This window comes from Marvinbryantia formatexigens DSM 14469, assembly GCF_025148285.1.
Classification (GTDB): domain Bacteria; phylum Bacillota; class Clostridia; order Lachnospirales; family Lachnospiraceae; genus Marvinbryantia; species Marvinbryantia formatexigens.
Map to the genome: position 1 here is coordinate 1,875,540 of NZ_CP102268.1, position 24,338 is coordinate 1,899,877.

General features: G+C 44.9%; 18 protein-coding genes, 1 pseudogene and 1 CRISPR repeat array. All 19 genes and pseudogenes read right to left on the minus strand.

The features are described 5' to 3' along the window. Positions 1-6: 6 nt before the first annotated feature. Positions 7-843: a carbohydrate ABC transporter permease gene (locus NQ534_RS09010; protein ID WP_006860514.1), complete on the minus strand. Its 837-nt coding sequence runs from the start codon at positions 841-843 to the stop codon at positions 7-9. Next, entirely contained in the window at positions 840-1,730 is an 891-nt protein-coding gene (locus NQ534_RS09015; RefSeq protein WP_006860513.1) for a carbohydrate ABC transporter permease, read from the minus strand. Before NQ534_RS09015 ends, NQ534_RS09010 begins: the two co-directional genes overlap by 4 nt. A 61-nt stretch (positions 1,731-1,791) precedes the next feature. Continuing rightward, positions 1,792-3,045, minus strand: a complete 1,254-nt coding sequence (locus NQ534_RS09020) for an ABC transporter substrate-binding protein (protein ID WP_006860512.1) — start codon at positions 3,043-3,045, stop codon at positions 1,792-1,794. A gap of 497 nt (positions 3,046-3,542) precedes the next feature. Next, positions 3,543-5,018: direct repeats of the CRISPR family, unit length 32 nt; unit sequence ATTTCAATCCACGCTCCCGCGAGGGGAGCGAC. 177 nt (positions 5,019-5,195) lie between these two features. After that, entirely contained in the window at positions 5,196-5,486 is a 291-nt protein-coding gene (cas2, locus tag NQ534_RS09025; RefSeq protein WP_040781924.1) for a CRISPR-associated endonuclease Cas2, read from the minus strand. Positions 5,487-5,497: 11 nt separating this feature from the next. Beyond that, complete coding sequence (gene cas1c / locus NQ534_RS09030) at positions 5,498-6,529, minus strand: type I-C CRISPR-associated endonuclease Cas1c (RefSeq protein ID WP_006860507.1); 1,032 nt, start codon at positions 6,527-6,529, stop codon at positions 5,498-5,500. Continuing rightward, entirely contained in the window at positions 6,526-7,188 is a 663-nt protein-coding gene (gene cas4 / locus NQ534_RS09035; RefSeq protein WP_006860506.1) for a CRISPR-associated protein Cas4, read from the minus strand. The genes cas1c and cas4 overlap by 4 nt, the downstream gene beginning before the upstream one ends. Next, a complete protein-coding gene (cas7c, locus tag NQ534_RS09040) occupies positions 7,188-8,078 on the minus strand; it encodes a type I-C CRISPR-associated protein Cas7/Csd2 (protein WP_006860505.1) in 891 nt (296 codons plus the stop codon). The genes cas4 and cas7c overlap by 1 nt, the downstream gene beginning before the upstream one ends. After that, positions 8,079-9,809, minus strand: coding sequence for a type I-C CRISPR-associated protein Cas8c/Csd1 (gene cas8c / locus NQ534_RS09045; RefSeq protein ID WP_006860504.1), 1,731 nt, complete (start codon positions 9,807-9,809; stop codon positions 8,079-8,081). Beyond that, positions 9,806-10,468, minus strand: coding sequence for a type I-C CRISPR-associated protein Cas5c (gene cas5c, locus NQ534_RS09050; protein ID WP_006860503.1), 663 nt, complete (start codon positions 10,466-10,468; stop codon positions 9,806-9,808). Before cas5c ends, cas8c begins: the two co-directional genes overlap by 4 nt. Before the next feature lie 19 nt (positions 10,469-10,487). Then, entirely contained in the window at positions 10,488-10,613 is a 126-nt protein-coding gene (locus NQ534_RS09055) for a hypothetical protein (protein WP_006860502.1), read from the minus strand. 228 nt (positions 10,614-10,841) lie between these two features. Then, complete coding sequence (locus NQ534_RS09060; protein WP_006860501.1) at positions 10,842-12,989, minus strand: CRISPR-associated helicase/endonuclease Cas3; 2,148 nt, start codon at positions 12,987-12,989, stop codon at positions 10,842-10,844. Further along, the gene (locus tag NQ534_RS09065; RefSeq protein ID WP_006860500.1) at positions 12,986-14,020 is read right to left on the minus strand and encodes a hypothetical protein; all 1,035 of its coding nucleotides are present in this window, start codon (positions 14,018-14,020) and stop codon (positions 12,986-12,988) included. Before NQ534_RS09065 ends, NQ534_RS09060 begins: the two co-directional genes overlap by 4 nt. A gap of 306 nt (positions 14,021-14,326) precedes the next feature. Continuing rightward, positions 14,327-14,785: pseudogene (locus tag NQ534_RS09070) on the minus strand (nucleoside recognition protein); the annotation flags it as partial. Positions 14,786-14,862: 77 nt separating this feature from the next. Then, positions 14,863-16,602, minus strand: a complete 1,740-nt coding sequence (locus NQ534_RS09075; RefSeq protein ID WP_040781920.1) for a DUF8451 domain-containing protein — start codon at positions 16,600-16,602, stop codon at positions 14,863-14,865. 158 nt (positions 16,603-16,760) lie between these two features. Beyond that, positions 16,761-17,507 carry a hypothetical protein gene (locus tag NQ534_RS09080; protein WP_006860497.1) on the minus strand — a complete coding sequence of 249 codons (747 nt, stop codon included), beginning with the start codon at positions 17,505-17,507 and terminating at the stop codon, positions 16,761-16,763. A 68-nt stretch (positions 17,508-17,575) separates the two neighbouring features. Continuing rightward, positions 17,576-18,838: a Wadjet anti-phage system protein JetD domain-containing protein gene (locus NQ534_RS09085; protein ID WP_006860496.1), complete on the minus strand. Its 1,263-nt coding sequence runs from the start codon at positions 18,836-18,838 to the stop codon at positions 17,576-17,578. Further along, positions 18,813-22,160 (minus strand): SbcC/MukB-like Walker B domain-containing protein, encoded by a 3,348-nt coding sequence (locus tag NQ534_RS09090; RefSeq protein ID WP_006860495.1) that lies wholly within the window; start codon positions 22,158-22,160, stop codon positions 18,813-18,815. The genes NQ534_RS09085 and NQ534_RS09090 overlap by 26 nt, the downstream gene beginning before the upstream one ends. Further along, complete coding sequence (locus tag NQ534_RS09095) at positions 22,157-22,807, minus strand: DUF4194 domain-containing protein (protein WP_006860494.1); 651 nt, start codon at positions 22,805-22,807, stop codon at positions 22,157-22,159. Before NQ534_RS09095 ends, NQ534_RS09090 begins: the two co-directional genes overlap by 4 nt. Beyond that, positions 22,804-24,231: a Wadjet anti-phage system protein JetA family protein gene (locus NQ534_RS09100; protein WP_006860493.1), complete on the minus strand. Its 1,428-nt coding sequence runs from the start codon at positions 24,229-24,231 to the stop codon at positions 22,804-22,806. Before NQ534_RS09100 ends, NQ534_RS09095 begins: the two co-directional genes overlap by 4 nt. Positions 24,232-24,338 lie beyond the last annotated feature (107 nt).

The following is a 24,338-nucleotide window of genomic DNA, read 5'->3' on the forward strand; positions in this document are numbered from 1 at the left end:
CTGTTTTTATTCTTTCATGCCCTGTGTGGCAATTCCTTCCATGAAAAATCTCTGTCCGGACAGGAAAAGCACCAGAAGCGGGGCGATAGAAATTACGGTTGCCGCCAGCGTAGGTCCAAACTTAATAGAATTGCTTCCCACCAGAACCGCCAGACCTGCCGACAGCGTCCGCATGTCCACCGAGCTCGTCAGCATCATCGGATAAAGCAAATCATTCCAGTTATTCATGAAATGATAAATTCCCAGTGTGACCAGAGCCGGCTTTGCAAGCGGCATAATAATGCGCGCATAAATCTGCCGTTCCTTCATACCGTCAATTCTTGCCGCCTCATCCAGTTCCTTCGGTATTCCCGCAAAAAACGAAGTCAGCATATAAATTCCATAAGCGCTTGCCGCCCTCGGCAGAATCAATCCCGCATAGGTATTTAAAATTCCCATCTTAAACTCTTCCAGATAAAGCGGAATCATTACAACCTGGAACGGAATCATCATCGTCAGCAGCATGATTGAAAACAGCAGCTTTCTTCCGCGGAAGTGCATCCTTCCAAAGGCATATGCCGACAGCGAATCAAAAAACAGGCTGATGACGGTAACGCTTCCGGCAAAAATCACTGTATTTCCCAGCATCCGCAGCACCGGAATCGTCTTTAGGACATACTCATACTGGTCTGTCACCCATTTCTCCGGGAAGAAATGCGGCGGCCACTGAATCACTTCCGCATCCGATTTAAAGGAAGATACCAGCATCCAGAGCAGCGGCAGAATGACGATTGCCATAATAAGAATCATGATGATGTAGCCTGCCACATCAAAGAATGCAGGTCTTCTACGACCCTTTTTCACCGCTCGTCACCTCCCTGTCCGAATGCGTATTTCCTCATAATAAATGTAATGACCGCTATAATCAGAAACAGGTATATTGCCACCGCCGACGCGTATCCCAGATCATAGGGCGCTGTCTGGAAGCCCCTGTTATAAATATAGCCCACCAGCGTTTCTGTTTTATTTTGTGGTCCGCCCTGCGTCATAACGTAAATCTGGTCAAACACCTGCAGGGACATAATAAGCGTTGTCACCACACAAAAACCGATTGTTTCCCGGATTCCCGGTATTGTCACATAAAAGAATTTCTGCAGTCCGTTCGCACCGTCCAGCTCTGCGGCCTCATAAAGAGACCCGGACACGCCGAGCGCCGCCGCAGAGAGTACCGTCAGAGTGTACCCGAAATTTTTCCAGACCGTTACCAGAATAACCGTTGGCATCGCCCACTCAGCGCTGGTCAGGAGATTCGGCATACTTATCCCGATTTTACTTAAGAGATAAGAAAGCATTCCATAATTTTTATTCAGAATCATAGACCACATAATACTTACTGCCGTCATTGAGCACACATATGGAATATAAAATGTAGTGCGCAGAAGCTTATGGAACCGGTTGTTTTTCGTCATAAACATCAGCAGAAGCAGAGCCAGCAGAATCTGCAGCGGCACTTCAATCAACGCAAAGCAAACTGTGTTCCAGGTAGCGTTCCACACTCTGTCGTCACCCAGCATCCTGATATAGTTTCCCAGTCCTGCAAAGCTGATATCATTCATGTAAATATCAATGTTCATCAGACTGATTCCTGCGGCACCCGCCAGAGGGATAAACACAAAAATCGTCAGGATGATAAATGATGGCAGCAAAAACAAATATGCTGTATTCTGGCTTTTCGATTTTGTCTTTTTCATCGAATACGCTCCTCGCAAAATTTCCTGTAACAGTTCAGCCAGGCTGCCCTGTTAAATTTTCCTACTGGTTTACAATAATTCCATCCAATGTATCGGATGCCGTCTGCAGACTCGCCGTCACATCTTCTCCTGCCTGGATGGATTCCATCAGAGGCTGCATAACGTCCTTGTCAATCTGACTGCCGATGGAAAGCCCAAGATGCCAGTCACGTCCGATTTCTGACGCTGCAGATACGCTGCTGAGAATTTCATTGTTTTTGATTTCCTCATCCTCCAGTACCGAATAGGACCATACCGGGAAGCCGTTTCTGTTCGACCATTCCTTCAGCGTATCATCTGACAGCCAGTAAGCCATAAATTCATAGACTGCATTCTTTACCGTATCATCCGCGCCTTTTGTCAGCATCCAGGAGCATCCTCCTTCGGGAGAATAAGCGCCGTCAGTACCTGCCGGAATTGCAGTTACACCAAAGTTGACGCCCAGCTCTGTCAGCCCGTTGATATTCCACGGTCCGCTGGTGTACATAGCAAGCTGTCCGGACTGCAGCATCGTATCCGCATCTGCAGCAGTCAGTCCCTCCGGCGAAACACCATCCGTAAGTATCAGCTCCTGCAGCCAGGTCAGTGTATCAATGTTCTCCTGCGAATTAATCAGGTTCTCTGTTCCGTCCGTGCTGATTACATCGCCTCCGTTTGCCCAGAGCCAGCATACATATGAGGTATAATCATACGGAATCCCCAGACCATACTGGTTCTTTGAAGTATCCGTGCAGGCAATCGCCGCTTCTTTCAGTTCTTCCAGCGTAGCAGGCGGATTTTCCGGGTCGAGACCTGCCGCTTCAAAAATGTCCTTATTATAATACAGGTATTGAAGATTATACTGCATGGGTACTCCATATAACGTATCTCCAACATAAGATTTTTCTACTACATTTTCATAGAAACCGCTCTCGTCTATTCCGGTTGTCTCCCAGAAGTCACTGATGTCCTCAATCATACCATTTGACGCGTACTGCTCCAGATATTCAATTCCCATCAGAACAAAAGATGGTCCGGTACCGGTGGATATCGCTGTCGGCAGCTTGGACTGCAGGGTATCACTGTCCATAATATCAATTTCCACCGTAATTCCGTCTGTATTGGTTTCGTTAAAATCGGCAACCAGTTCACGTAAAACGTCTCCGTCAGAGCCCGTAAAATTACACCAGAATGATATCGTAACCGGTTCTGATTCTTCTGCAAAAACGGTTATCCCGCTTCCCATAGATGCTGTCAGGGTCATTGCCATCAATATAGCTGCTACTCGTTTCTTCATACTTCTACCTCCATTTTAATGTACGTTTGTTTTTACTTGTTTTCCTGTTTTGCGTACACGTGTACATTTTTACGCGCAGAACACCTCCTTTTTATTGTGCAATTTGATATTGCGTACACGTGTACTCTATGTTTTTAATTATATATTTCGCACAATTCGATGTCAATCTATTTTTCAAAAAACAACTGCCAAAAATGCTTTTGAATTTTTGTTGAATCTGCACAAATGCTCCCAGACCGTGCATTTCGCATCTGCTACACGCAGAAATCTCCGGAAGCATATACCCTCCCGGAGATTTCTCTCAAAAATATTTATAATAAGTAATTGATATCTGCTTAACCTGCAAACCTAAAATCGCTGTTGTTCGTCGTAAATACCGAAATGGCAAAAAGCGGTGCGCCACACGTCACGGTCACGCCGCCCTCATATGTTTTCCCAATTCAAACCGCACGTAGGAAACAACCGTCCTCAAGACGACCCATCATGTCAACTTAATTATTTCAATCCACGCTCCCGCGAGGGGAGCGACGCGTAGTTTCCGGAGACTGGTCCGGGACGTGGGAATTTCAATCCGCGCTCCCGCGAGGGGAGCGACGCGACAGGAAGCAAAGAGCGCAAGCGACACAGCAATTTCAATCCGCGCTCCCGCGAGGGGAGCGACACCTGTTTGACGACGCGACCGCGGAAGTAAAAACTATTTCAATCCACGCTCCCGCGAGGGGAGCGACATGGGCGTTACCGTTGTAAATCAGTGGACAGAGCATTTCAATCCACGCTCCCGCGAGGGGAGCGACGGCTCAGTACCCTAACCCATTGTGGTGGAGCGCACAATTTCAATCCACGCTCCCGCGAGGGGAGCGACAGATTAATGGACGGTATCTTGATGTACGCATGATTTCAATCCACGCTCCCGCGAGGGGAGCGACAACCGAGCAAGGCTCATATTACTGTGCAAATACATTTCAATCCACGCTCCCGCGAGGGGAGCGACGATGTATCTGTTGGCGTGCGTGTTGCCGCCGCGATTTCAATCCACGCTCCCGCGAGGGGAGCGACACCGCCCGGAAAATCCATATGCCGCCGGTCATGGATTTCAATCCACGCTCCCGCGAGGGGAGCGACCGTCTTGCAACTCTGGCAAACGCCACAGCTGATATTTCAATCCACGCTCCCGCGAGGGGAGCGACCGGGCAATCGCCGGAGCATGTGGTTGTTTTTATATTTCAATCCACGCTCCCGCGAGGGGAGCGACGAAAGTGCTTATTACTTATGGGCAGTGTTGGCAATTTCAATCCACGCTCCCGCGAGGGGAGCGACTTGTCTGCGCCTTATAAATATCAGCGTCTTGTCATTTCAATCCACGCTCCCGCGAGGGGAGCGACAACAAATTCATCAAAGAGCATCCATGTAGCGTCTATTTCAATCCACGCTCCCGCGAGGGGAGCGACATTAATAAGTTGCGCCCCGGTTAAAATTTAAGGGATTTCAATCCACGCTCCCGCGAGGGGAGCGACGATTTACACGTGTGTTAATTACTGCACCTACAACAATTTCAATCCACGCTCCCGCGAGGGGAGCGACCCCACTGTTGTTTCCTCCTTTGCAGTGTTATTAATTTCAATCCACGCTCCCGCGAGGGGAGCGACACAGATGCAGAGGGTGAAGCATCTGGAAGTAATATTTCAATCCACGCTCCCGCGAGGGGAGCGACTGAAACTCTCAAATTATCACCCTCTTAAATACTATTTCAATCCACGCTCCCGCGAGGGGAGCGACAATCACCACTCATTTTCTGTACCTTATATTTTTATTTCAATCCACGCTCCCGCGAGGGGAGCGACTATAGTCACATCATCACGACTTCTAACTATTGTAATTTCAATCCACGCTCCCGCGAGGGGAGCGACCAATGCACCTGTATATGTTCTATCATCTGATGCAATTTCAATCCACGCTCCCGCGAGGGGAGCGACAGCAAATTCGTACATTTTTTTATCATATCTTCACATGATTTCAGCGAATTTGTCCATTTTTCTAAAAATAAATCTTATTCATGGTATATCCAGGCGCCAATCCGCATCTTTTTAGGCTATTTTCCAAGTGCGAATCTCCCTGCATTCTTGTGTGTGCTTCGCATTCGCACAAGCAGGTCATAGAATCAATGTTTCATCCACTTTTATTCCCCGCTCAACACCAATGCTCTCTATTTTTGTCTTATACTGATTTCCAAGATAGTAAAATCTGAGACTATCCACTTCTTTGTCAATAATATCCTCAAGAGTTGCTTTCAGCATCAAGCATTGCGCATTGTCAAGAATGCATTCAAATACTGAATTTTGCACACGCCTTCCATAATTCACACATTGTTTTGCTACTTTTCTCAGTCGTGCTTTTCCATCTGACGTTTCTGTATTTACGTCATATGTGATTAATACCAGCACAAATCCCCACCTCACTTCCAGAGAAACGGTGGATATCCATCCAGGTCGCCTCTCAGATATCTGGCAAGCAGCATCGCCTGGACATATGGAACTATTCCCCATTCCACTTTTTCATTCAAAAAGGGATGCATAAGAGTTTCCTTTTTCTTATTTTGCCATTCAGTCAGCAATATTTTTCTTGTTTCGTCGTCCATTAAAACTGCGCCGTTTTCTTTAGCCTTAAAACCTTTTTCAGTGACCATCCTTTTATTTATCAATGATACAACAAATCGGTCTGCCAGGACAGGTCTCAACTCTTCCACCAGATCCAATGCCAGTGACGCTCTGCCTGGACGTTCTGTGTGAAAGCATCCCACATAAGGGTCTAATCCAACTGTTTCCAATGCAGAAGTAACCATATTTGTCAGCAGCGTATATACGAATGACAGCAATGCATTCACATTATCCATAGGCGGGCGCCTGCTCCGGCCATGAAATGAGAAATCCTTTTTCTGCTGAAGAATCAATTCATCAAACACACCGAAATAAACTTTTGCCGCTTCTCCTTCAAATCCCCGTAATTGCTCAGTCGACTGACAGTCACGCACCAGACTTAACGAATTTTTTAAATTCTCCGATGCTGCTTTCAATTTTTCAACATCCACCTGCATACTGTGATCTCTGGTTGCCCGCTCCAGCACCCATCTGGCATTATAAATCTTTCCTGTAATACAGTTTTTCGCAACCTCCAGGCTTTTCTTTTCATCCAGAAAGCTTCTGTACTGCTGTTCTCTCAGAATCACATTGCCCTTTATTTTTCCGCTTACTCTCGCCAGAAACTTCCCCTGCGGCGTCAGATAACACAGCGAAATATTTCGCTCTGCACAGGCTCCCATCAGCGCAGGGCTTGTCCCTCGATATCCGAACGAGACAATTCCTTCCAGATTATGCAATGGAAGCCTGCCTATCTCACGTTCCTTATCCAATACAACAACATTCTCTCCATCCAAAGACAGATAACTATCTTCTGATGTTACATATAAGGTATTCATCAATTTTTTCATTCCATGTCTCCCAATGCCTGCATAAGATATTTCTCAACAGAAACCGCCTTTCCCATTCCAGGCATACATATATCTTTTAAAGAACATGCGCTGCAGCGTTTATTATATTTCACCTGCGGAGTATATTTTCTGTCATAATATTGATGCATCTCTGTCGTTATAACTGCCACCTGTTTCCTTAGTTCTGCCGTTATCTTAACCGGTTCACGCCTCCTCGTTTCTCCGTAAAAAAGCGCACCTTCTGGAATATCAGCAGAAAACATTTCCTCCAGGCACATAGCCTGTGCTGTCAGTTGCAAAACATCTTCTTCCGACTGCTTTGGTTTTCCTTTTTTATATTCTATCGGATAAATCTCATAAAAGCCTCTGTGTCCATGTAGCTTCACGCCATCACTGCTTTTATGGAATTCTACCACATCACATTCCCCGCTGATTCCAAGCGTCCGCGAAGCAACCGGAAGCGCCCTAGTAATCAATATATCCCTTCTCTTTTCTGCCAGATACGGGTCATGCACCTTCTTATGCATCAGTTCTCCTGCAACAGTATGTACATTTTCCGCCCATTGCTGTTCAATATGAATCAATGCCCACTGACGTCTGCAAAACTGAAAATGCTGGATTCCGGAAAGCATCAGATATTCGTCTTCCTTATATTCCATTATATTTTCCTTTGCATTTCAACGGTATCCGGTATCATTTCTTCATGGATATCCACCACATAATCCTGGTATTTTCTCGGATATACCACCTCATCTTTTCTTCTTACTTCAATCGCATCAAACAACCGGTATGCAGGGCAATCCCCTAATTCTTTGCTGTGCTTAAATACAATCAGCTCCCGGACAGCCATCTTTCCTCTTGCTGCCGAATGATCATGTTCAAACATATTAATAATCGCTTCCCACAACAGCTCCAGGTCATCTTCCGAAAAACCAGTGACTTTTCTCGCCAGATTTGCCGAAATATAGCCTTCCGCCCGGTACAGTGCATACGGAACAATATTTTTCCGCCCCATCTCCGTGCTCTTATTTTCCGCATCTTTTTCCGTGGTAATCGCAACTCTGGTGATTGTCACCTCCTGGCTGATAATCGGGTCAATACTTCTGGCAAAGCCCAATTGCACCGGTCCTCTCACCTGCCCGCAGTTTAAGGAAGCTTTCACAAAAGTAGTCATAACCGCTCCAAAGGTCCGGATATCATAAAAATTCCGGCACATAAAATCTCTGATTTTTATATCTGCTTCCGGGTCCTTCTTTTTCAGCTCCTTCACCGTCTTGTCGTCGACGCCAAGATATTCATATGCCTTATTATCACTCCTGTTAAGCGGAACATCTTCTCTGATATAAATGCCATATCCCGCCTCATCTTCTTTTACCGTTTCCACATAATTTCTGATTTTACGCTTCAGACATACGTCTGTAACCAGTCCAAAACCAGTCTCCGGATCAATTCTTGGCATGTTACCCGCGTCTGGATCTCCATTCGGATTTCCATTTTCCACATCAAATAAAACTACAAACTCATATCTATTTTTAATTACTTCACTCATTTATGCTTCCTCCCTTTTTTCATACCTTTTCTGAACCTGATGATAATATCCAAGGATAAAATGTCCCTGCTCCTCCAGCGTAAGCCTCTTGGGAAAATCTTCTATTTTCCCCATCAACTGTGTCAACAGGTTTTCCAGGTACACTTTTTTTCCAATTTTCTGTCTTTCAATTTTCCGGATATGACTGTTTTTCAGCTTCATCAGAATTGGAAATACCGCCCCCGGAGTTGCGCAGGCAGCATTAAAGTACCGGTCTCTTATTGTTGCATTAACTCCCGGATTTGCCTCCTCCTGCACCGCTTCAAGCACCGCAAACAGCCTTCCCAGCACATACGCCGTGTCGTTTGTTTCCTCATTTAATCCCACAAAATTCTCCTCCTTCTCCAGTTGATGATTTTTTATCAGATATGCCTTAATGATAGCTGCTCTTCCCCATGTAACCTTTCCCTGCTCCGCACGAATCCGTATCAAAGTGCTGCTGTACAGATTTTCCGGATACCTGCTGTCAGATAAAATCGCTCTTAGCAGCGCTCCCGGCAGATTCGGAACCGGTTTTTTGTCCTTCGATTTCTGATTAACAGTCTCATAAAGCATTGCCCCGGTTCCCAGATACTCCCGTTCTTCCCAGGAGGGCTTCACCAGCTCCATTCTCTGATAATGTTTCTGCATATTTTCCAGAAGATTTCCAAAACTGTCTTCGTAATAGAATCGGACAGACAGTCTCGCAGCATTCGGCGCCAGCCCCAGTATATAAAACCTCTGATTTTTATTCAGCTCTATTCCTTCAATATTAATCGCTTTCTGCAATCTGAGGTTTTTAAAAATATTCTTTATTTCTTCCTGATTATCCTTCGGCGGTTCCAGCGACCACCCGAAAACCTCCTGGTAAGCCTCCTCTCCGTCCTCCGCCCAGAATACAACGGTCGTATCTCCAAAACGGAACACGTAATCTCTCTGTGCCAGCAGATAATTCAAAGCTGTCGTATAAGCAAAAGCTGCATACTTCCCCACCGGCGCGTTGTAGCTCTGCTCCTTTCCGTAGGATTCAAACGCCAGACCGTTAAAAGATACCAGCGCCGCACCGCTTGACTGCGCTCCCTGCACGCCTTTAATCGTAGAATGAATCCGGGCAATCTCTGTCTTTTTTCCGGTTACCATACAGATTCCTTCCCGCCCACTGCTTTCACCGTCAAGAAATTCCTTCCACGCCCGGCGTATTTCTTCATCATCCTGCGCATCTTCGTCGTCCATCACAAAAATAAGATTGCCTCCTCCGGTAATCTCTTCCCACATTTCCTGCAAGGCAGGATACTCCTTTGCACGCTGCGGCTCCCACGTCGAAAAGAAGGCTTTTACAGCCGACGCAAATTTCCCCTCCGCCGACTTTAAAATTTCCAGGTGCCTGTTTTTCGCTGCCTCAAAACATTCCAGGACTCTTTTTCCAGTTCCCTGCGCATCTATTCCAAGCAGATATTTCGAATTATCACATAAAAAATTAGCCGATATACCTGAGGACCTCGTTACCATTTCGGGTACCATCTTAACCGCTGGAAGCACTACTTTTTTCTTTCCCACAGTATTTTCTGTTTTCAGAGAGATAATTCCCTTCAGTCTGCCTCCTTCATCCAGATTCAGTGCAAAGGAAACCTTAGCCTGACACCAGCCCTGCTGCGCTATTTTTCCCGCGCTTTGCAATGTCTCATAATAATTTACCAAAGCCTGTAAAATCATCGGACCACCTCGCAATTTTGTACATCAATGATTCCCTTTTTCATAATTGCCCGGAAAAACATCGGCTGAATATTGTTCCTGTCAGAATAATCCATATCATATAACATAAAACCCAGGTCCCGCTCATCTTCATTCTCATAGGCGGTCAAAACCTCTTCTTCTTCGCACAGGCAGAACTTTACCGGAAATTCCCGACACCCAAAATACGGTGTATGAAAACATTCCCCTTTTCTGAGCCTTCGCATAATGATGTCCTTAAATTTCCCCGGATTATCGCTTTCATTGGCCTTTTCTGTCATTTCAAAATGCGCTTCTATGACATATTCCACATTTCTGAGCAGCAGGGAAGCTCTCTGTACAATTTCTGCTTTACTGCTGATGCAGAGCTGCTCTGGCTTGCCATTGTACACTGGAAGTACATTACTTGCCAGAATTTTACTCTTTACTTCATTTCTGCGCACACTGGTAAACTGGATCGGCTTTTTTACATAAATCCGGTCTATGACCCACCGCATCCCCGGATGCCAGTAGATTGCTTCCAGAATCCCCCGCGCCGCAGACGGCGTGATAACATCGTAGGAACACCTCTCCACCTTCATCTCCGGTCTGGTAAACAGTGCGTAATCTCCCCAGACCCTAACCTTAACTCCCTTTGCCATACTTCACCTTCTCCCTGTTTTATAATACAACGCCCTCTTTATAACATGCCGCTATATAATCCCGTGGCTGAAAATCCTGCTTAATCCCCTTCTTTCGTATTTCCGGATATTCTACGATCTGTCTGCTTCCATGATATAATATCATAATTTCTCCTTCAATTTATTTTTCATTTATGGTTATTATAGATACATCATAGCATCTATCATAAAAATGTCAATTAGAACTTTTACTTTTTTCAAACTTTATGGTATAGTGAAAACGTCTTTTGGCTATTTTTTTCACAAAATAGTCACTTGCGGATTGAAATATTTACGGTTATTATGTTATGTCAATGCGAGAGGGGATGCACAACCATGCATCCCCTCTCCTGCTTTACCATATTACAGCCTGTCCATATTCCACACCCAGAGTCAGCCCCATATCCTCCGTATAGGCTTCATTATCTCTCAGTACAAAATAGTCCTGCTTCATATCTTCTGATATTTCTTCCAGCATCCCTGCCGCATACATTTTCTGAAAATCATTTTCATGCAGGTTCACGCAATATTGCCCCATCTTTCTCACCAAGCCTTTCGTAAACCCTTTCTGTCTTAATTCTTCGTAAATCTCCGCAGCTTCTCCTTCTCTGGTTATCAGAATCGTTTTTGTATTTTCTTCAATAATGGTAAATTCTTTACTCACTGTAGCAAATTGAAAATTACTCTTTTTGAATTTATCCATAATTCTCTTTTTGTCGAGATTGTCTCCTTTAAAATGATACAGCATTTTAAAGTATCGGTTAATTGTATCCAGACTGTCCGGATTCCTTTTATCATAAAGAAGACTTTCTGTTATTTCCGTCTGCTGTCTCTGTCCCGGTACATCCTCACGCCCTTCCAGACTGAAAATATATGTGAAGCATGTATCCGCATTCCGTTTTCCTTCCCGGTTGCATCTTCCTGCTGCCTGGATAATGGAATCCACTCCCGTCATCTGCCGGTAAACAGTCTGAAAATCCAGGTCCACTCCGGCTTCAACAAGACTAGTAGATACCACAATGCATCTTTCCTGTTTCTTTAAACGCTCCCTTATTTTATCAAGTATAGCTTTTCTGTGGACAGGATACATCGTTGTGGAAAGGTGATACACGCCTTTCCCTTTTACCTGCTGGTAAATCTTCTGCGCACGCTTTCTGGTATTTAAAATACACAGTGCCTGGTGCTCCGTCTCAAGCCTATGCACCAGCTCATCTTCCGAAATCCGCTCCAGATTATGGATGGATACGCGTTTGAAAAAACGGAACTGTTCTTCCATCCGCGGGCATAATTCTATCGATGCGATATCGATATCCTCTGATAATATATTTTTCAGTGCCGGCTGCGTTGCCGTACACAACACAATACTGCTGCGATAATAACGCAGTAATTGCTCCATCGCCGCTATACAGGGTTTCAGATAATCGTTCGGAAGCATTTGTGCCTCATCAAAAATAATCACACTGTTCGCCATATTATGCAGCTTTCTGCATCTGGATGACTTATTTGAAAAGAGTGATTCAAAAAACTGCACATTGGTTGTAACAATAACCGGTTTATCCCAATTCTCAGCCGCAAGCTGCATAGGTCTTAATTCTTCATCCAATTCATAATCTATATTGCAATGATTTTCCAGTACATTTTCCCTTCCCAGGATTTCAGCAAATACCTTTGCATTCTGCTCGATAATACTTGTATATGGAATCACATAAATGACCCGTTCCATATGATGTTTTTCTGCGTGCTTCAGAGCAAATGCAAGTGACGCAATCGTTTTTCCTCCCCCGGTAGGAACCGTTAATCTGAAAAGCCCCTTATCTGCTTCCCCCATTTCCATACAATGCTTCAGAATTTCTGTTCTTCTTCCATTGACAGTGCTTAAATCTTCCTGTTTAAGCCAGTCTGAAATATGCTTCTCAAGCCTGTCACACAATACTGCAATCGTCTCTCCCTGCTCTCTGACATGCTCTTTACGATTCATAAAGGATTCGGTATCAAGATAATCTGCATCGACAAGACACGAATACAGCATCCGGATAAACATACTGAAGAAAAAATCTATATTCTCTGATTTAACCGGCTGAAACGGAGGATTTCCCAGCATTGGTATCTTAATTTCTTCTGCATACGCTTCAAAATCTTCCAGCTTTTTCCTCATTCTGCCTGTCATTGTCCCGTCCGTACTGATATCCCCGGAACCTCCGGTATCCGGCAGACCGGCATGATGTCCGGCTATGCAGTAGCTTAAAAACTGGTACATTCCCTTCTTCTCCCAGCAGACTTTTGCTCCCGCTGTTGCATGGTCTACTCTTTGTTCACTTCCACGGATTCTTTGCTGAAACTTCCGCGAATACTTCCCAATATCATGCAGAAGCCCGCAGCAGTATCCGGCGTCATAAGCGCCAAAGCTTTCCGCAAATTTCCCGCAAAGGACTGCCGTATTTTCCAGATGTTCTTTTACCGTCTGCTCATCGCCATATTTATTAATGTGAGCCAGATATCTCATATGTTTTCACCCGGACCTTTCTCATCTGCCGCAGCATTTTCCTCTGTTTTCACGGTCATTTTGTTTTTCCTTTTCTCATAGGATCTTATCAGACCCTCCCGCGGTCTGATTTTTTTACTGATTCCATATTCATATACCTTTATCCACAGCTCTTCTTCCTCCATCCAGTCCATTAGCTGCAGCGCACAGTACATTGTAATCTCCCTGCTTGAATTCTGCGCATGCTTAAAGTAAAATTTTATTCCTTCCTCCGGCTCTGCCAGCTCAACAGAAACCATCAGAATTACTGCGCAAAGCTCGTTTATTTCCTCCTCCAGCTCATACCACCGGTTATTATTTTTACTCGTGTCCTTCCATTTTTTCTCCCGGTCGTCTGTCAGCTTTTTTGCTTCTTCTATCGCTATCTGCTTTACATCGCTCGTCTTTAATTCTGAAAGCAGAACCATTTCCTGCATCGTATGCAGAGCTTCCCGGCTGAGACCTCCCGAAACGGCAAGTGAAATCAGACTGGAAATGTTTTCTCTGGTATATCCCGCCGCAAACGTCTTTTTTACCAGAAGTGCAAATAAATCCGGCTGGCTCCATCCAATAGAGCGGAAGGCATCATCCGTCGAAAACAGGTAATAATTGCATGCTTCGCAAATCAGCTTGTACAGCTCCGTGAGAAGCTTCACCGCTCTGTCGTAATTTTCACTTTCCACCAGAATCTTTTCCAGCTCTTTTATAAAATTTTTTACCATAAAGCGCCATTTCGGGCGCTGGCTTTTCGGAATCACGCGGTTCGGCGCAAAATAATTCTGTGCGTAGGCATTCTCAATGAAATCTTCAATCTCTTGTTCCAGTTTTTCAAAACTGACTGCACTTCCTTTTTTCTTTTTTTCCGCTTCTCTTCCTTCCAGGATGTCAATAATAACTGGATCTATTTCTTCCTTCTGGCTTTTCGTCAGCTGTTTGTAGCTTTCAGCAAATGCCTTTTCTACATAGCTTCTGTCTGCTTTTCCCAACAGGCTGCGCAATTCCTGTATTTTCATTATCTGACTCCTCTCTCCTCCAACGCATCTTATTGTTCCTGTTCCCGGCATCTATCCCCGCAATTTTTCGCTATCTATACAGTCCTTATTGTAATAACATGATACAAATAATTAAACAACTAATTCTTCAACTTGAGCAATCCATATTTCAACTCGAAAAATTGATTTACTAAATATGCCGTCCTTTTCTTTGCTTCGTAAGCACATCTTTCAACTGCTATTTTTATTATATTCTTTCAAAATCTATTTGTACACGATAATATTGTAATTTATTTCGTTTGCAATAATACTAAAAAACGGAGAATTTCACACTCTCCGCTTCTTATCCATCATCTTACAAAACACCACCGCCACCGCTGTGCTCACCGCCGTAGCCAGAATTCCCGGTCCGACGATTGCCGTGGGGTTCACACTGCCATACTGTGCCCGATAGGCTATAATATTCACTGGAATAAGCTGCAGCGACGAGATATTCAGTATCAGAAACGTACACATCTCATTGCTGGCAACTCCTGGCGGCATCCCGCCTCTTTCCCACCTGCAGCGACCATTCTTTTTATGTGCTGCACTGCCTTGTGCCACTCCGCTTTGTACCACACTGCTTTGTGCCATATCAGCCGACTTTTTCTCCCATCCGTTATGTATTATATCTGCCTCTGTCTTTCCGGCAGCGTCCCTCCTTCTCTCCTCCTCCAGTTTCTCCAGCTCCTCCATCGCTTTCAGTCCCGCCGGTGTCGCTGCCCAGCCAAGCCCCAGCACATTAGCTGGTGTCAAGTTAGGACTAAAAAACAATTAAACAATCAACACTTCAACTTGAACAATAAATACTTCAACTTGAACAATCATGCTGTCAGTATATAATAAATATGCCGTCCTTTTCTTTGCTTTGTAAGCAAGCCTCTTTTTATCATTCTGTTTAATGCAACAGATGCCCCCTGTAATGACGAAATTGCAGTTATATCAACCACCTGTTGTGAAGTAATCATACCATTTGCTTTAACATAATTATAAATTTTCTGATCTGTTTCATTCAAAATCATCTCTGGTACAGTCATATCTCGTATTGTCATTTGCTCCGGCTGTATTACATATTCATTGTTAATACGATAGGTTGTCCACCGCCCCTTCCTCTCTGGAATCAACATTCCATACTCAACTAAATGATATAAGTGTTTTCCTACTTCAGTCGAATGTTCTCCAAGCACTGTCTGCAAACGGCTATTTGATACTTTTCCCTCAAGATATGCCGTTGCCAGAATAATTTGTTCCTTTGATATCAAATGCTGATAATTAATCCCAAATTTTTCAACTAAATATTCTGTACATTCTTTCGGCATTAACGATACCGTCCACAGTTTTAATTCCACACAATGCAATTCCTGATCATCGTATAGGTCTGGCTGTCTCCATTTCTCTTCACCCCATGCTTTCAGAATTGCTGGAAAACCTGAACCAATATTATCACCCAATCCGATCATCCGAAACATATTTTGAATTTTAGGATTTCTTGCAACAGAATGTCCTCCCTCATATATTGCCTGCACCGGTAATTTCAGATTTCCAGGATTTGAAAAGAAAAATCCATTTTCCTGCTTTACTACCTTTAAAATTCCGGTACTAAAATAGTCCGAATGAATAACCATATTAATCATAGCTTCCCGTATCGCTTTATGGATTGCCGTATCATCCTGACGTACCATCCCTTCCAGACGAAAAGGTCTTTTCACATCACTGACAAGTTTTGGCAATACTCTTTTCACAAAATTATAAAGATTATTTTCCCAGCTTCCATCATAAGTCAAACGATCACTCCAACGGCTTTCTCCTATCAAATTTGTCTGGTCAATATAATCCATACGAATATTATCGAAACGCTCTCTGACAGACAACCCTTTTCCAAACATTAATAAACCGGCTACTGTAAGTCCTTCCTGTTTTGTTATCCGATTAACCGCATACCCACCTAAATTTCTCAAAAATTCTTTATCATCTATTCCATTCCATACATGTTCTGGATTATGCAATTCGTACTCGATTCTGTATGCTTTAAGAGTATTTGGATCAATATCGTCCATTGTAAAGCCTTCCAAAAGAGAACCATCAATTCCAAAATCAGAAGCATCCCTAAGCATTGCTTTTACTTCTTCTTCCGTACAGTGATAATCTCCTTCATGATTTCTCTTATAGCTTCCTTTCAGAGGATTTTCATTTATATATACAGGACGATATCGATAATCTGCTTGCGGAACATCTATCCATATAATATTACATCCATTTATTTGGCAGATTCCAACATTATCGTCTAATAAAAGATTTGTACTAACCTTTTTACTGTTTATTGTATCCCAAAAACTCTTTATCATCTTTCCCGGATTACGCAAATTACAAAAAGTAAATCTTTTTTCTAATTCTGTTTCTTTTAAATGTTCTTCTATCCCAAGCAAAATCACCCCGCCACTGGAATTTGCAAATGACGAATACGTTTCCCAAATTGCGTTTGGAATACCACCTTCTGCTTTTTTACACTCAAGAGTAAGCCGCTCCCCATATTTTAATAAATCTAATATTTCGTTGCTCGTCATCCTATACTCCTTCATTTATACAACTTATATTTCAACAATACTTCAATTTATCTTTCCATATTTCAACTATTATTTCTATTATAATCTTTCAGAATTTATTTGTACACGATAATATTGTAATTTATTTCGTTTGCAGTAATACTAAAAAACGGAGAATTTCACACTCTCCGCTTCTTATCCATCATCTTACAAAACACCACCGCCACCGCTGTGCTCACCGCCGTAGCCAGAATTCCCGGTCCGACGATTGCCGTGGGGTTCACACTGCCATACTGCGCCCGATAGGCTATAATATTCACTGGAATAAGCTGCAGCGACGAGATATTCAGTATCAGAAACGTACACATCTCATTGCTGGCAACTCCTGGCGGCATCCCGCCTCTTTCCCACCTGCAGCGGCCATTCTTTTTATGTGCTGTACTGCCTTGTACCACTCCGCTTTGTACCACACTGCTTTGTGCCATATCAGCCGATTTTTTCTCCCATCCGTTATGTATTATATCTGCCTCTGTCTTTCCGGCAGCGTCCCTTCTTCTCTCCTCCTCCAGTTTCTCCAGCTCCTCCATCGCTTTCAGTCCCGCCGGTGTCGCTGCCCAGCCAAGCCCCAGCACATTCGCAATAATATTCATACTGATTTGCTGATTTGCCGGATGGTCTGACGGAATGCGTGGAAACATGAAACGGATGAAGGGAGCAATCGCTCTGGTCATGCCCGCGACGATGCCGCTCTCCTCCGCTATTTTCATAAGTCCTGTCCAAAGCGACATCACGCCCGCCATTGTAATGCAAAGCGTCACAGCCTCTTTTGCCGAAGACAACGCCGCATCCGCCACCTCCTGCATGGTTCCGTTCATTGCTCCGTATAAAATTCCGACAACAATCATCCCGCCCCACAAAAAATTCATAGCATTCCCCGCGCGCCATACTCTTTATATTCTATGCGTTATCGCCTGCTCCGATGCATCACCTGCCGTCAGTTTTCCCTCTCCAGATAATAACTCACAATTTCCTGTTCCAGCTTTACATTTTCCTTAAGCATATACTCCACAGTATCTTTATAAGCCTCTTTTTCCTGCAATGTTTTCAGCCGCCTCCTGTCGGACGGCTTCAGCTTCTGCAGGCAGGCGGCAAACCGTTCGTCCTGAAGTTGTCCGACAGACATATATTTCATTTTAAACGGTATTTCTGTTATGCGGCAGAGATGTTCGTGAATAAAGAAGCCTCCCGCATCGATATCCCCAAAGTGACTCCAGGAAAGCCCCGGATTATCCCGCCAGACCTTTTTGATAAAGTCCCTCTGATAGCGTGTGGCATAGCCGCCGAGATAAAACACCACCATATTTCCTGCCGGACAGCGCAGATAAGACGTCTTATTTTCCACCGTCAAAAATTCCTGCGCCCCGGTTTCCACCCGCTCTATTTCCGGCACCTCATCTGCAGCAAATTCAATTCCATTCTCCAGCGCGCCAACCTCCAGCACCTGCCCCTTCCGGTAAATGGTACAGTTTCCTTTCATGCACAGGCGCTGCGCCTCCTTCCGGATATGATACTGCTCCAGAATTTCATCCGGCAGTTCTCCTTCGCCGCACGGCTTTTTCAGATAATTGCGCAGCAGACGGCATACTGTATCCATCGTATTTTCTTCAAAATATTTCGAAGAACCATAAATCAGCATGGAAGCTTCCCGGACATATAGCTCCTGCTTATTGTTTTCTACAAATATCAGTGCCTTCAGAACGTCTTCCTTCTGCGCATAATTTTTCGGCAGGCGCCGCTGCTTCAGGTCCTCCTGCATCCTCGCACATTCCATTGCCGCTGCCGGGGAGCATTGCCCATATTTCTCAATAAGGTTCCTTACATATGCTAGCTTTGCTTCCTTTGTCTCATATCCGCAAGTATCATTCAGGTACTGTTCAACCTCTGTTATACGGTCATCGTTTAAATAAACCGCCGCTATCTCATACCCAAACCCCTTCATCTCATACGTGACAAAGCCACGGCGCTCACACGCCCGGACCGCCTCGCCAATCGCTTCTATTATCGCAAAGTCACCATCATTATCACAGTATTTTGTATACAACTGTGACGGTTTTATCTGTGTGCGTCGCTTTATCCGGTTTGTCCCGGCATCCTTTTTACTCTTTCGATATTTCTCCGTCAGCAGCTTCAGAAGCTGCCCCTCATAATCCATCATTTCCCCGCACCTGTCCTCAAATGCTTTCTCCGCCGCTGCCATGCCGCTTCAGACCAGCATACTTCTTATCATCGTGAAACTGTATGATTCCAAGCTGCATATTGTCCGCGCTGACACGAAGCACCGGCAATATTACCTCCGATTCGTTTCCAATCGTCTCGGTCTTATCCGGCGCACAGAAAATCACCTGCAGATTCTGGCTTCTCATAAATTCCAGCATCACTTTTACATTTCCCGGATCCATCTTGGCAAATGGCTCGTCAATAAAAATCAACCGTGTCGAATTCACTTTTTCATTATATATCATAAGCAGTGCGGAAAGCAGAATCAGCAGATACGGTATCTGCACCTCCGCTCCCGAATTATACCCGGTCTGCCTGGACAATTTCGCATGATTAAGAATCTGATTGGTAATCAGTATCTCATACGTCATATAGTTCCGGTAATCAGCAAACCGTTCGATTGCTTCCACATTATTTTTTGCGATAATGCGGTTAATGATATTTTTCATGTCGTTCTCCAGCTCCTGCTCCTCCTCACTGGAATACGAGCTGAACATGCCCAGAACCATCTGCCCGCCGTCCCCGCCGAACTGCTCTCTCTCGTTTAGATACTTGGCATATTCAATAATTCTGGCGTAATCCGACATGTCCTTTACAAAATGCACATCAAACTGATATTTTGCAGAAAACTGCAGACGTGCAAGCTCCTGGTTAATCGCTTTCAAGTCCTCCATTGCCTTGTTACAGGAACGCAGAATCGTTAAAACAAACTCGTTTTTAAAGATACTCTCGTACCGCCTTGTCTGTTCTTCCAGCTTCTGTCGGATTTCCTGCAGGTCATCCATCCAGATTTTCGCTTTGCGCGCTTCATAAACACTGCGGTATTCCAGCCCCATCGGCAACCAGCTCTCCTCCGTTCTTTTTCCATTGTACAGTCCCTGCTGCACCGCAATATCCTTCTCGTATTCCGCAATTTTTTCCCGGACACGTCTCCTGGTAAGCGGCGCGCTCAGACCGCCCGCTCCCTTTTCCCCGTTTGCCAGGTACCGGTCATACGCCTGCGTCGCCTTCTGCACCGCGCTGTACTGCGTAATCTGGTATTCTTCAAACTGTTTCTCATCCTCGGCAAGCTTTTCTTCCCTGCTTCCCAGGCTGCTCTCCAGAATCTGAAGCTGCGATGTCATCTGACTTTTTATATCAAGCTGCCTGGTTCTTTCACGCCGGATTGCCCCCAGCTCATCCTGCAGCTTTCCCCGCAGCTGGTTCATTTCTACAAATTCCCGGTTGTTTTTCTGGGCGTCTTTCAGCTTCTTCAGATTCTCCTCAGACCCTCGCGCCTTATCCGCCGCCGTCTGATACGCCTGGTAAGCATCGTACTGATACCCCGAAAAAAGCTCCAGATTCATTTTCAGGCGCTCCTTCACAGCCCGCTGCGCTTCCTGCCTCTCAAGCAATTCCTTTTTCTGAGCCTTTAGCTGCTCTGTTTCTTTTTCTGCCCGCTGCTGATTCAGCTTAAACGTTTCCTGTCCGAGATAATAATACTGTATACGGTCGAAACGCAGAAAATAACCATCCATAGCAACCGCCACACGTCCTTCCGCGGAAATGGCGTTTTCATAATTTTTTACTTCATCTATCGCGACTGCCCGCATATGCCCAAGCTGATAGTCAAAATACTTACGCGCTACCGGATTCTTTATCGTCAAAAACCGCGCAGCAGAATTATCCAGCGGCGTTACCTGTTTTTTCATTAAAAGCTTTGTGTTAAACAAGTGCGCGTATCTGTTCTTCGAACGGTTCAGCACCTCATCGGCAATATCATAATACTCCGGTTCCACCAGTATGGTATAACGGCGTCTGCCAAGAAACGCTTCCACCGCGTTACGCCAGCGCTCATCCGTCAGACCGATTACGTACTCACAGGCAAACTTCGCCTCCGAAGCTATTTTCCGGCTCGCAAACTCTTTGTTAATTTCTTCTTTCAGCTTTACATAATCCGGAATCTGACTGTAGGCATTTCTGTTTTTCCGGCAGGCTTCCAGAATCTCTATCTGCACTTGAATCTTTTTCTCAATTTCCGCCTTCAGAACTCCAAGCCCGGATAATTCTCCGACCGCCTGCTCATATGCCTCCGTAATCTGCTCCTTCAGCCGCAGGACCGCCTCTTCTTTTTCCGCCGCAGTATACTCTCCCGACGTAAGAGAAGCCAGAATGTGCTTTTTCTTCACCTCCGTACGTTTCTCCATCAGAATGTGCATCATCCCGTTCACCTGCGTCTGAAAGCTGTCCAACCGTTTTTTCTCCGCCATCAGCAGCTTCTTCTCTTTTTCCAGTGCACGAAAAACCTCTTCCTCCTGCCGTATCAGTTTCATACAGTCAAGCTGGTCAAGACTGCTCTCCACTTCACGGAGTCTCTTTTGCTGCTCTTCTTCCCGCCCGGAAAGCGTCTCCAGAAGCTTTTCCGCTTCCTCCTTACGGCTCTGGGAAAGACGTACATCCTGCCGCAGACGTTCCATCTCCTCCCGCAGCTCTCTGATACTCTTGTATACAATTTTTATGTCATCTATCAGCAGCAGATTCTTCTGCGCATCATAACCGTCAAGCAGCTTCAGTATCTCCTCCAGCTCCGCAATTTCCATCTGGATAGCCGTAAATGTGCCATTCAGCCGCTCGATATTTTCCTTCGCTTCAATTAACTTCGTAAAATCCACCGGTCTGTTTTCCAGAACGCTTTCACGTATAAACTGGTCAATTTTTGCGTCCGGGTCGTAAGACATAATTCCCCGCAGCTTGCGCAGATATGTCGCTGTCTGTGAGCCGGTCAGCTTCAGACCGGTCATCTGTGTAAATTTTCCGATACCGGCTTCCTTATTCAGCAATGTAACCCCATATTTCTTCTGGAACCGCCTGGCATCGTACGGTTTCTTTTTCTTGTTCTCCTCATACAGATGCTCTGTTTCCTCCAGTGTGCACCGGTCCATCACATAACGGTAGGACTGGATATTATTGGACACGCCCGTCTCCAGAATCGTTCCGAGCAGAAAACTTTTCTCCAATACATCATCGTAATATTCCAGTACAATATGACTGTATACATTCGGCACTTTATCCGCCGGGCGCATATAGGTCTTTGCCGTCGCGTCCAGAAGCCCGCGCGTATAGGATGACAATGTTCTGCTGCCCCGGTTTTCCGATGATTTATTAAAAACAGTGTCCCCATACGCCGCATACTTTATTGCATCCAGCATAACCGATTTGCCGTTCCCGTTCTTTCCGGCAATCAGCGTAAAAATGCCAACCGGCGCTGTCACATTTGAAAATGCATACCAGTTAATCAGCCGTACCTTTTTTAAAAGTATCATTCGTCGTCCTCCCCAAAATTTTCCGTCTCCGCTTCCGGAGGATTTTCGTTTTCTTCCTCCTCATCCTCTGTATGCAGGTATTCATCCGCCACTGCTTTAAATTGCGGAATATCCCAGCCAAACTGCAGGGATGGATACAGACGGATTTTTGCATCCTCTCCGTTCTCTTCTTCGTCATAATCTATCAGATTATATTTCTTAAACAGCTTAAACGCCGCTTTCAGCTCTGCGCTTACCAACTGCAGCCCAAATGACTTCAGCTTATCGATCAAATCCCCTCTGGTAATAAAAACGCTTTCATCATAACCCAGGTTTTCCAGATAAGTCTCCCATAAAGCCAGCAGAAGGTGGTACTGTATACCCGAAAACGTAACAATGTTTGCGCGTTTCAGCCCTACCGTTTCCGCATCCGCCTCATTTACCGTCAGCATGGCAAGCTCACACTTTTCATCAACCAGAACATCATAACCTATCATCCGCAGATAATCCGAGACATCCTGCCGGTTGGATTCCTTTGCCAGAAACGCATACAGTCTTTCTTCTTTCTCTTTGAGAAGGAATGTAGATTCCAGCAGTCTGCGGATACACCGCTTAAACAGGATAAAATTATCCTCTTTCACTGTGATCTGTAAATTGATATCACTCATACTGTCTGTCCCCTCCGCTCCTTTTTCTTAATCCGTATATTGCTGATGCGCGCAACCTCCGTCTCTGTCATTCCCTCTCCAAATTCCACTTCGTAGGGAAATCCCACGCTACCGGAATAAATGATACTGGCGGCCGCCATCATCGCGTCATCTCTGGTATGAATTGCCATCTCGCTGACCGCCAGCCCGTTTTCCGGAAACGACAGCCCATCCAGATAACCTCTGACCGTTTCCATACTATATCTGTCCGGCGTTTCTTTCAGAAGCTCATCCGTCAGCCGCTGTTTTTCTTCCTGCGAAAGCTCTTCCCGCTCAATCGCCGCATTTTCTGTATTTGGTTTCGCCTTTCTCCTCCGCTCAAAGGATTTCCGGCTCACATAGCCCATACTTCTCAGTTTAAAACATTCCGACAGCCCGTTTAAGAGCTTCTCCCGCTCTTCTTCCTTCATGCTGCGCATCTGCAGAAGCAACCGGTTGAGATACTGCTGGAGATTTGTATGATTACTCAGCACCATCATCATTCTTGTTGAATATAGATTGTAATAGGTATTAATCCTCTTATCAATATAGGACATTTCCTTCTCATATTCCATATTGATAAAGCTGTCCAGCTCCCCAAACTGGCGGTCCACGACTTCGCGCGCCGTAACCGGGTCGACGTTCTTCAGCTCCATATATTCTTCCGCCATGCGGTCATACAGCTCCGACTTTTTTATGCGCATAAGCATCCGGTCGATTCCCGCAATGTATCCCGGAATCAGCCCGCTTCTTTTGATAAAAAAGTAATCGTTAAAAAACCTGTCCAGCATTTCATCCTTCATCAGAAATTGTCCAAACCCGTTCGCGTCCTCAATTTCCATAACAGCATGCATAATCGTCCGGATACTGTCCTTCAGCACCAGCAGCTCATTTTTCAAATCGCATTCATTTTCAACCAGCGGGACACAGATATTAGAATAAGGGCGTATCGCCCTGGCACTGTCTTTTTCAAGAGAGGACTTTAAGATTTCGTACATAGAAAAGATGTGATTCGTAATTGCGCCGCTCGCATCACGGTCAAAAATTTTGTGCAGCGCATCCACCAGCTTTCTGCAATAAGATGATACCGAAGCAATATTATCTCCTGTTCTGCCAATTTCTTTTGGCGTAATCCACCCGCAGCTCCGGAAATAGCGCAGAATAACAGACGCATTCTCCGGTGACGACCGCTGACTGCTGATTTCTTCTCCAATATTCTCCGTTTCGATTGCATACATGCTGTTTTGCAGATATATAATCAGGCAGTTTCTTGCATCCGTCTCATACAGCACCGGAATCTCCTTTGATTTATCAATGAGCTGTTGTATACACGCAAAATAAAGCTCACGATTTCGGCAGCAGAACGGATTAAAAAATTTGTCGCTGATATTTTCAAAAACCGGCATTTGTATCTCCTTTATATTTTTAATAGATTTCCTTCGCTTTCCAATTTATACTCAGTCTGCCATCTCTCCTGCCAGACAGCAATACATTGCTTTTGCTCATTTTGTCT

Coding starts and splice junctions, on each gene's coding strand:
- NQ534_RS09015 (WP_006860513.1), bottom strand. CDS start 1,730: ATGAAAAAGACAAAATCGAAAAGCCAGAATACAGCATATTTGTTTTTG.
- NQ534_RS09020 (WP_006860512.1), bottom strand. CDS start 3,045: ATGAAGAAACGAGTAGCAGCTATATTGATGGCAATGACCCTGACAGCA.
- cas1c (WP_006860507.1), bottom strand. CDS start 6,529: ATGAAAAAATTGATGAATACCTTATATGTAACATCAGAAGATAGTTAT.
- cas4 (WP_006860506.1), bottom strand. CDS start 7,188: ATGGAATATAAGGAAGACGAATATCTGATGCTTTCCGGAATCCAGCAT.
- cas7c (WP_006860505.1), bottom strand. CDS start 8,078: ATGAGTGAAGTAATTAAAAATAGATATGAGTTTGTAGTTTTATTTGAT.
- cas8c (WP_006860504.1), bottom strand. CDS start 9,809: ATGATTTTACAGGCTTTGGTAAATTATTATGAGACATTGCAAAGCGCG.
- cas5c (WP_006860503.1), bottom strand. CDS start 10,468: ATGGCAAAGGGAGTTAAGGTTAGGGTCTGGGGAGATTACGCACTGTTT.
- NQ534_RS09055 (WP_006860502.1), bottom strand. CDS start 10,613: ATGATATTATATCATGGAAGCAGACAGATCGTAGAATATCCGGAAATA.
- NQ534_RS09060 (WP_006860501.1), bottom strand. CDS start 12,989: ATGAGATATCTGGCTCACATTAATAAATATGGCGATGAGCAGACGGTA.
- NQ534_RS09065 (WP_006860500.1), bottom strand. CDS start 14,020: ATGAAAATACAGGAATTGCGCAGCCTGTTGGGAAAAGCAGACAGAAGC.
- NQ534_RS09075 (WP_040781920.1), bottom strand. CDS start 16,602: ATGACGAGCAACGAAATATTAGATTTATTAAAATATGGGGAGCGGCTT.
- NQ534_RS09080 (WP_006860497.1), bottom strand. CDS start 17,507: ATGAATTTTTTGTGGGGCGGGATGATTGTTGTCGGAATTTTATACGGA.
- NQ534_RS09085 (WP_006860496.1), bottom strand. CDS start 18,838: ATGGCAGCGGCGGAGAAAGCATTTGAGGACAGGTGCGGGGAAATGATG.
- NQ534_RS09090 (WP_006860495.1), bottom strand. CDS start 22,160: ATGATACTTTTAAAAAAGGTACGGCTGATTAACTGGTATGCATTTTCA.
- NQ534_RS09095 (WP_006860494.1), bottom strand. CDS start 22,807: ATGAGTGATATCAATTTACAGATCACAGTGAAAGAGGATAATTTTATC.
- NQ534_RS09100 (WP_006860493.1), bottom strand. CDS start 24,231: ATGCCGGTTTTTGAAAATATCAGCGACAAATTTTTTAATCCGTTCTGC.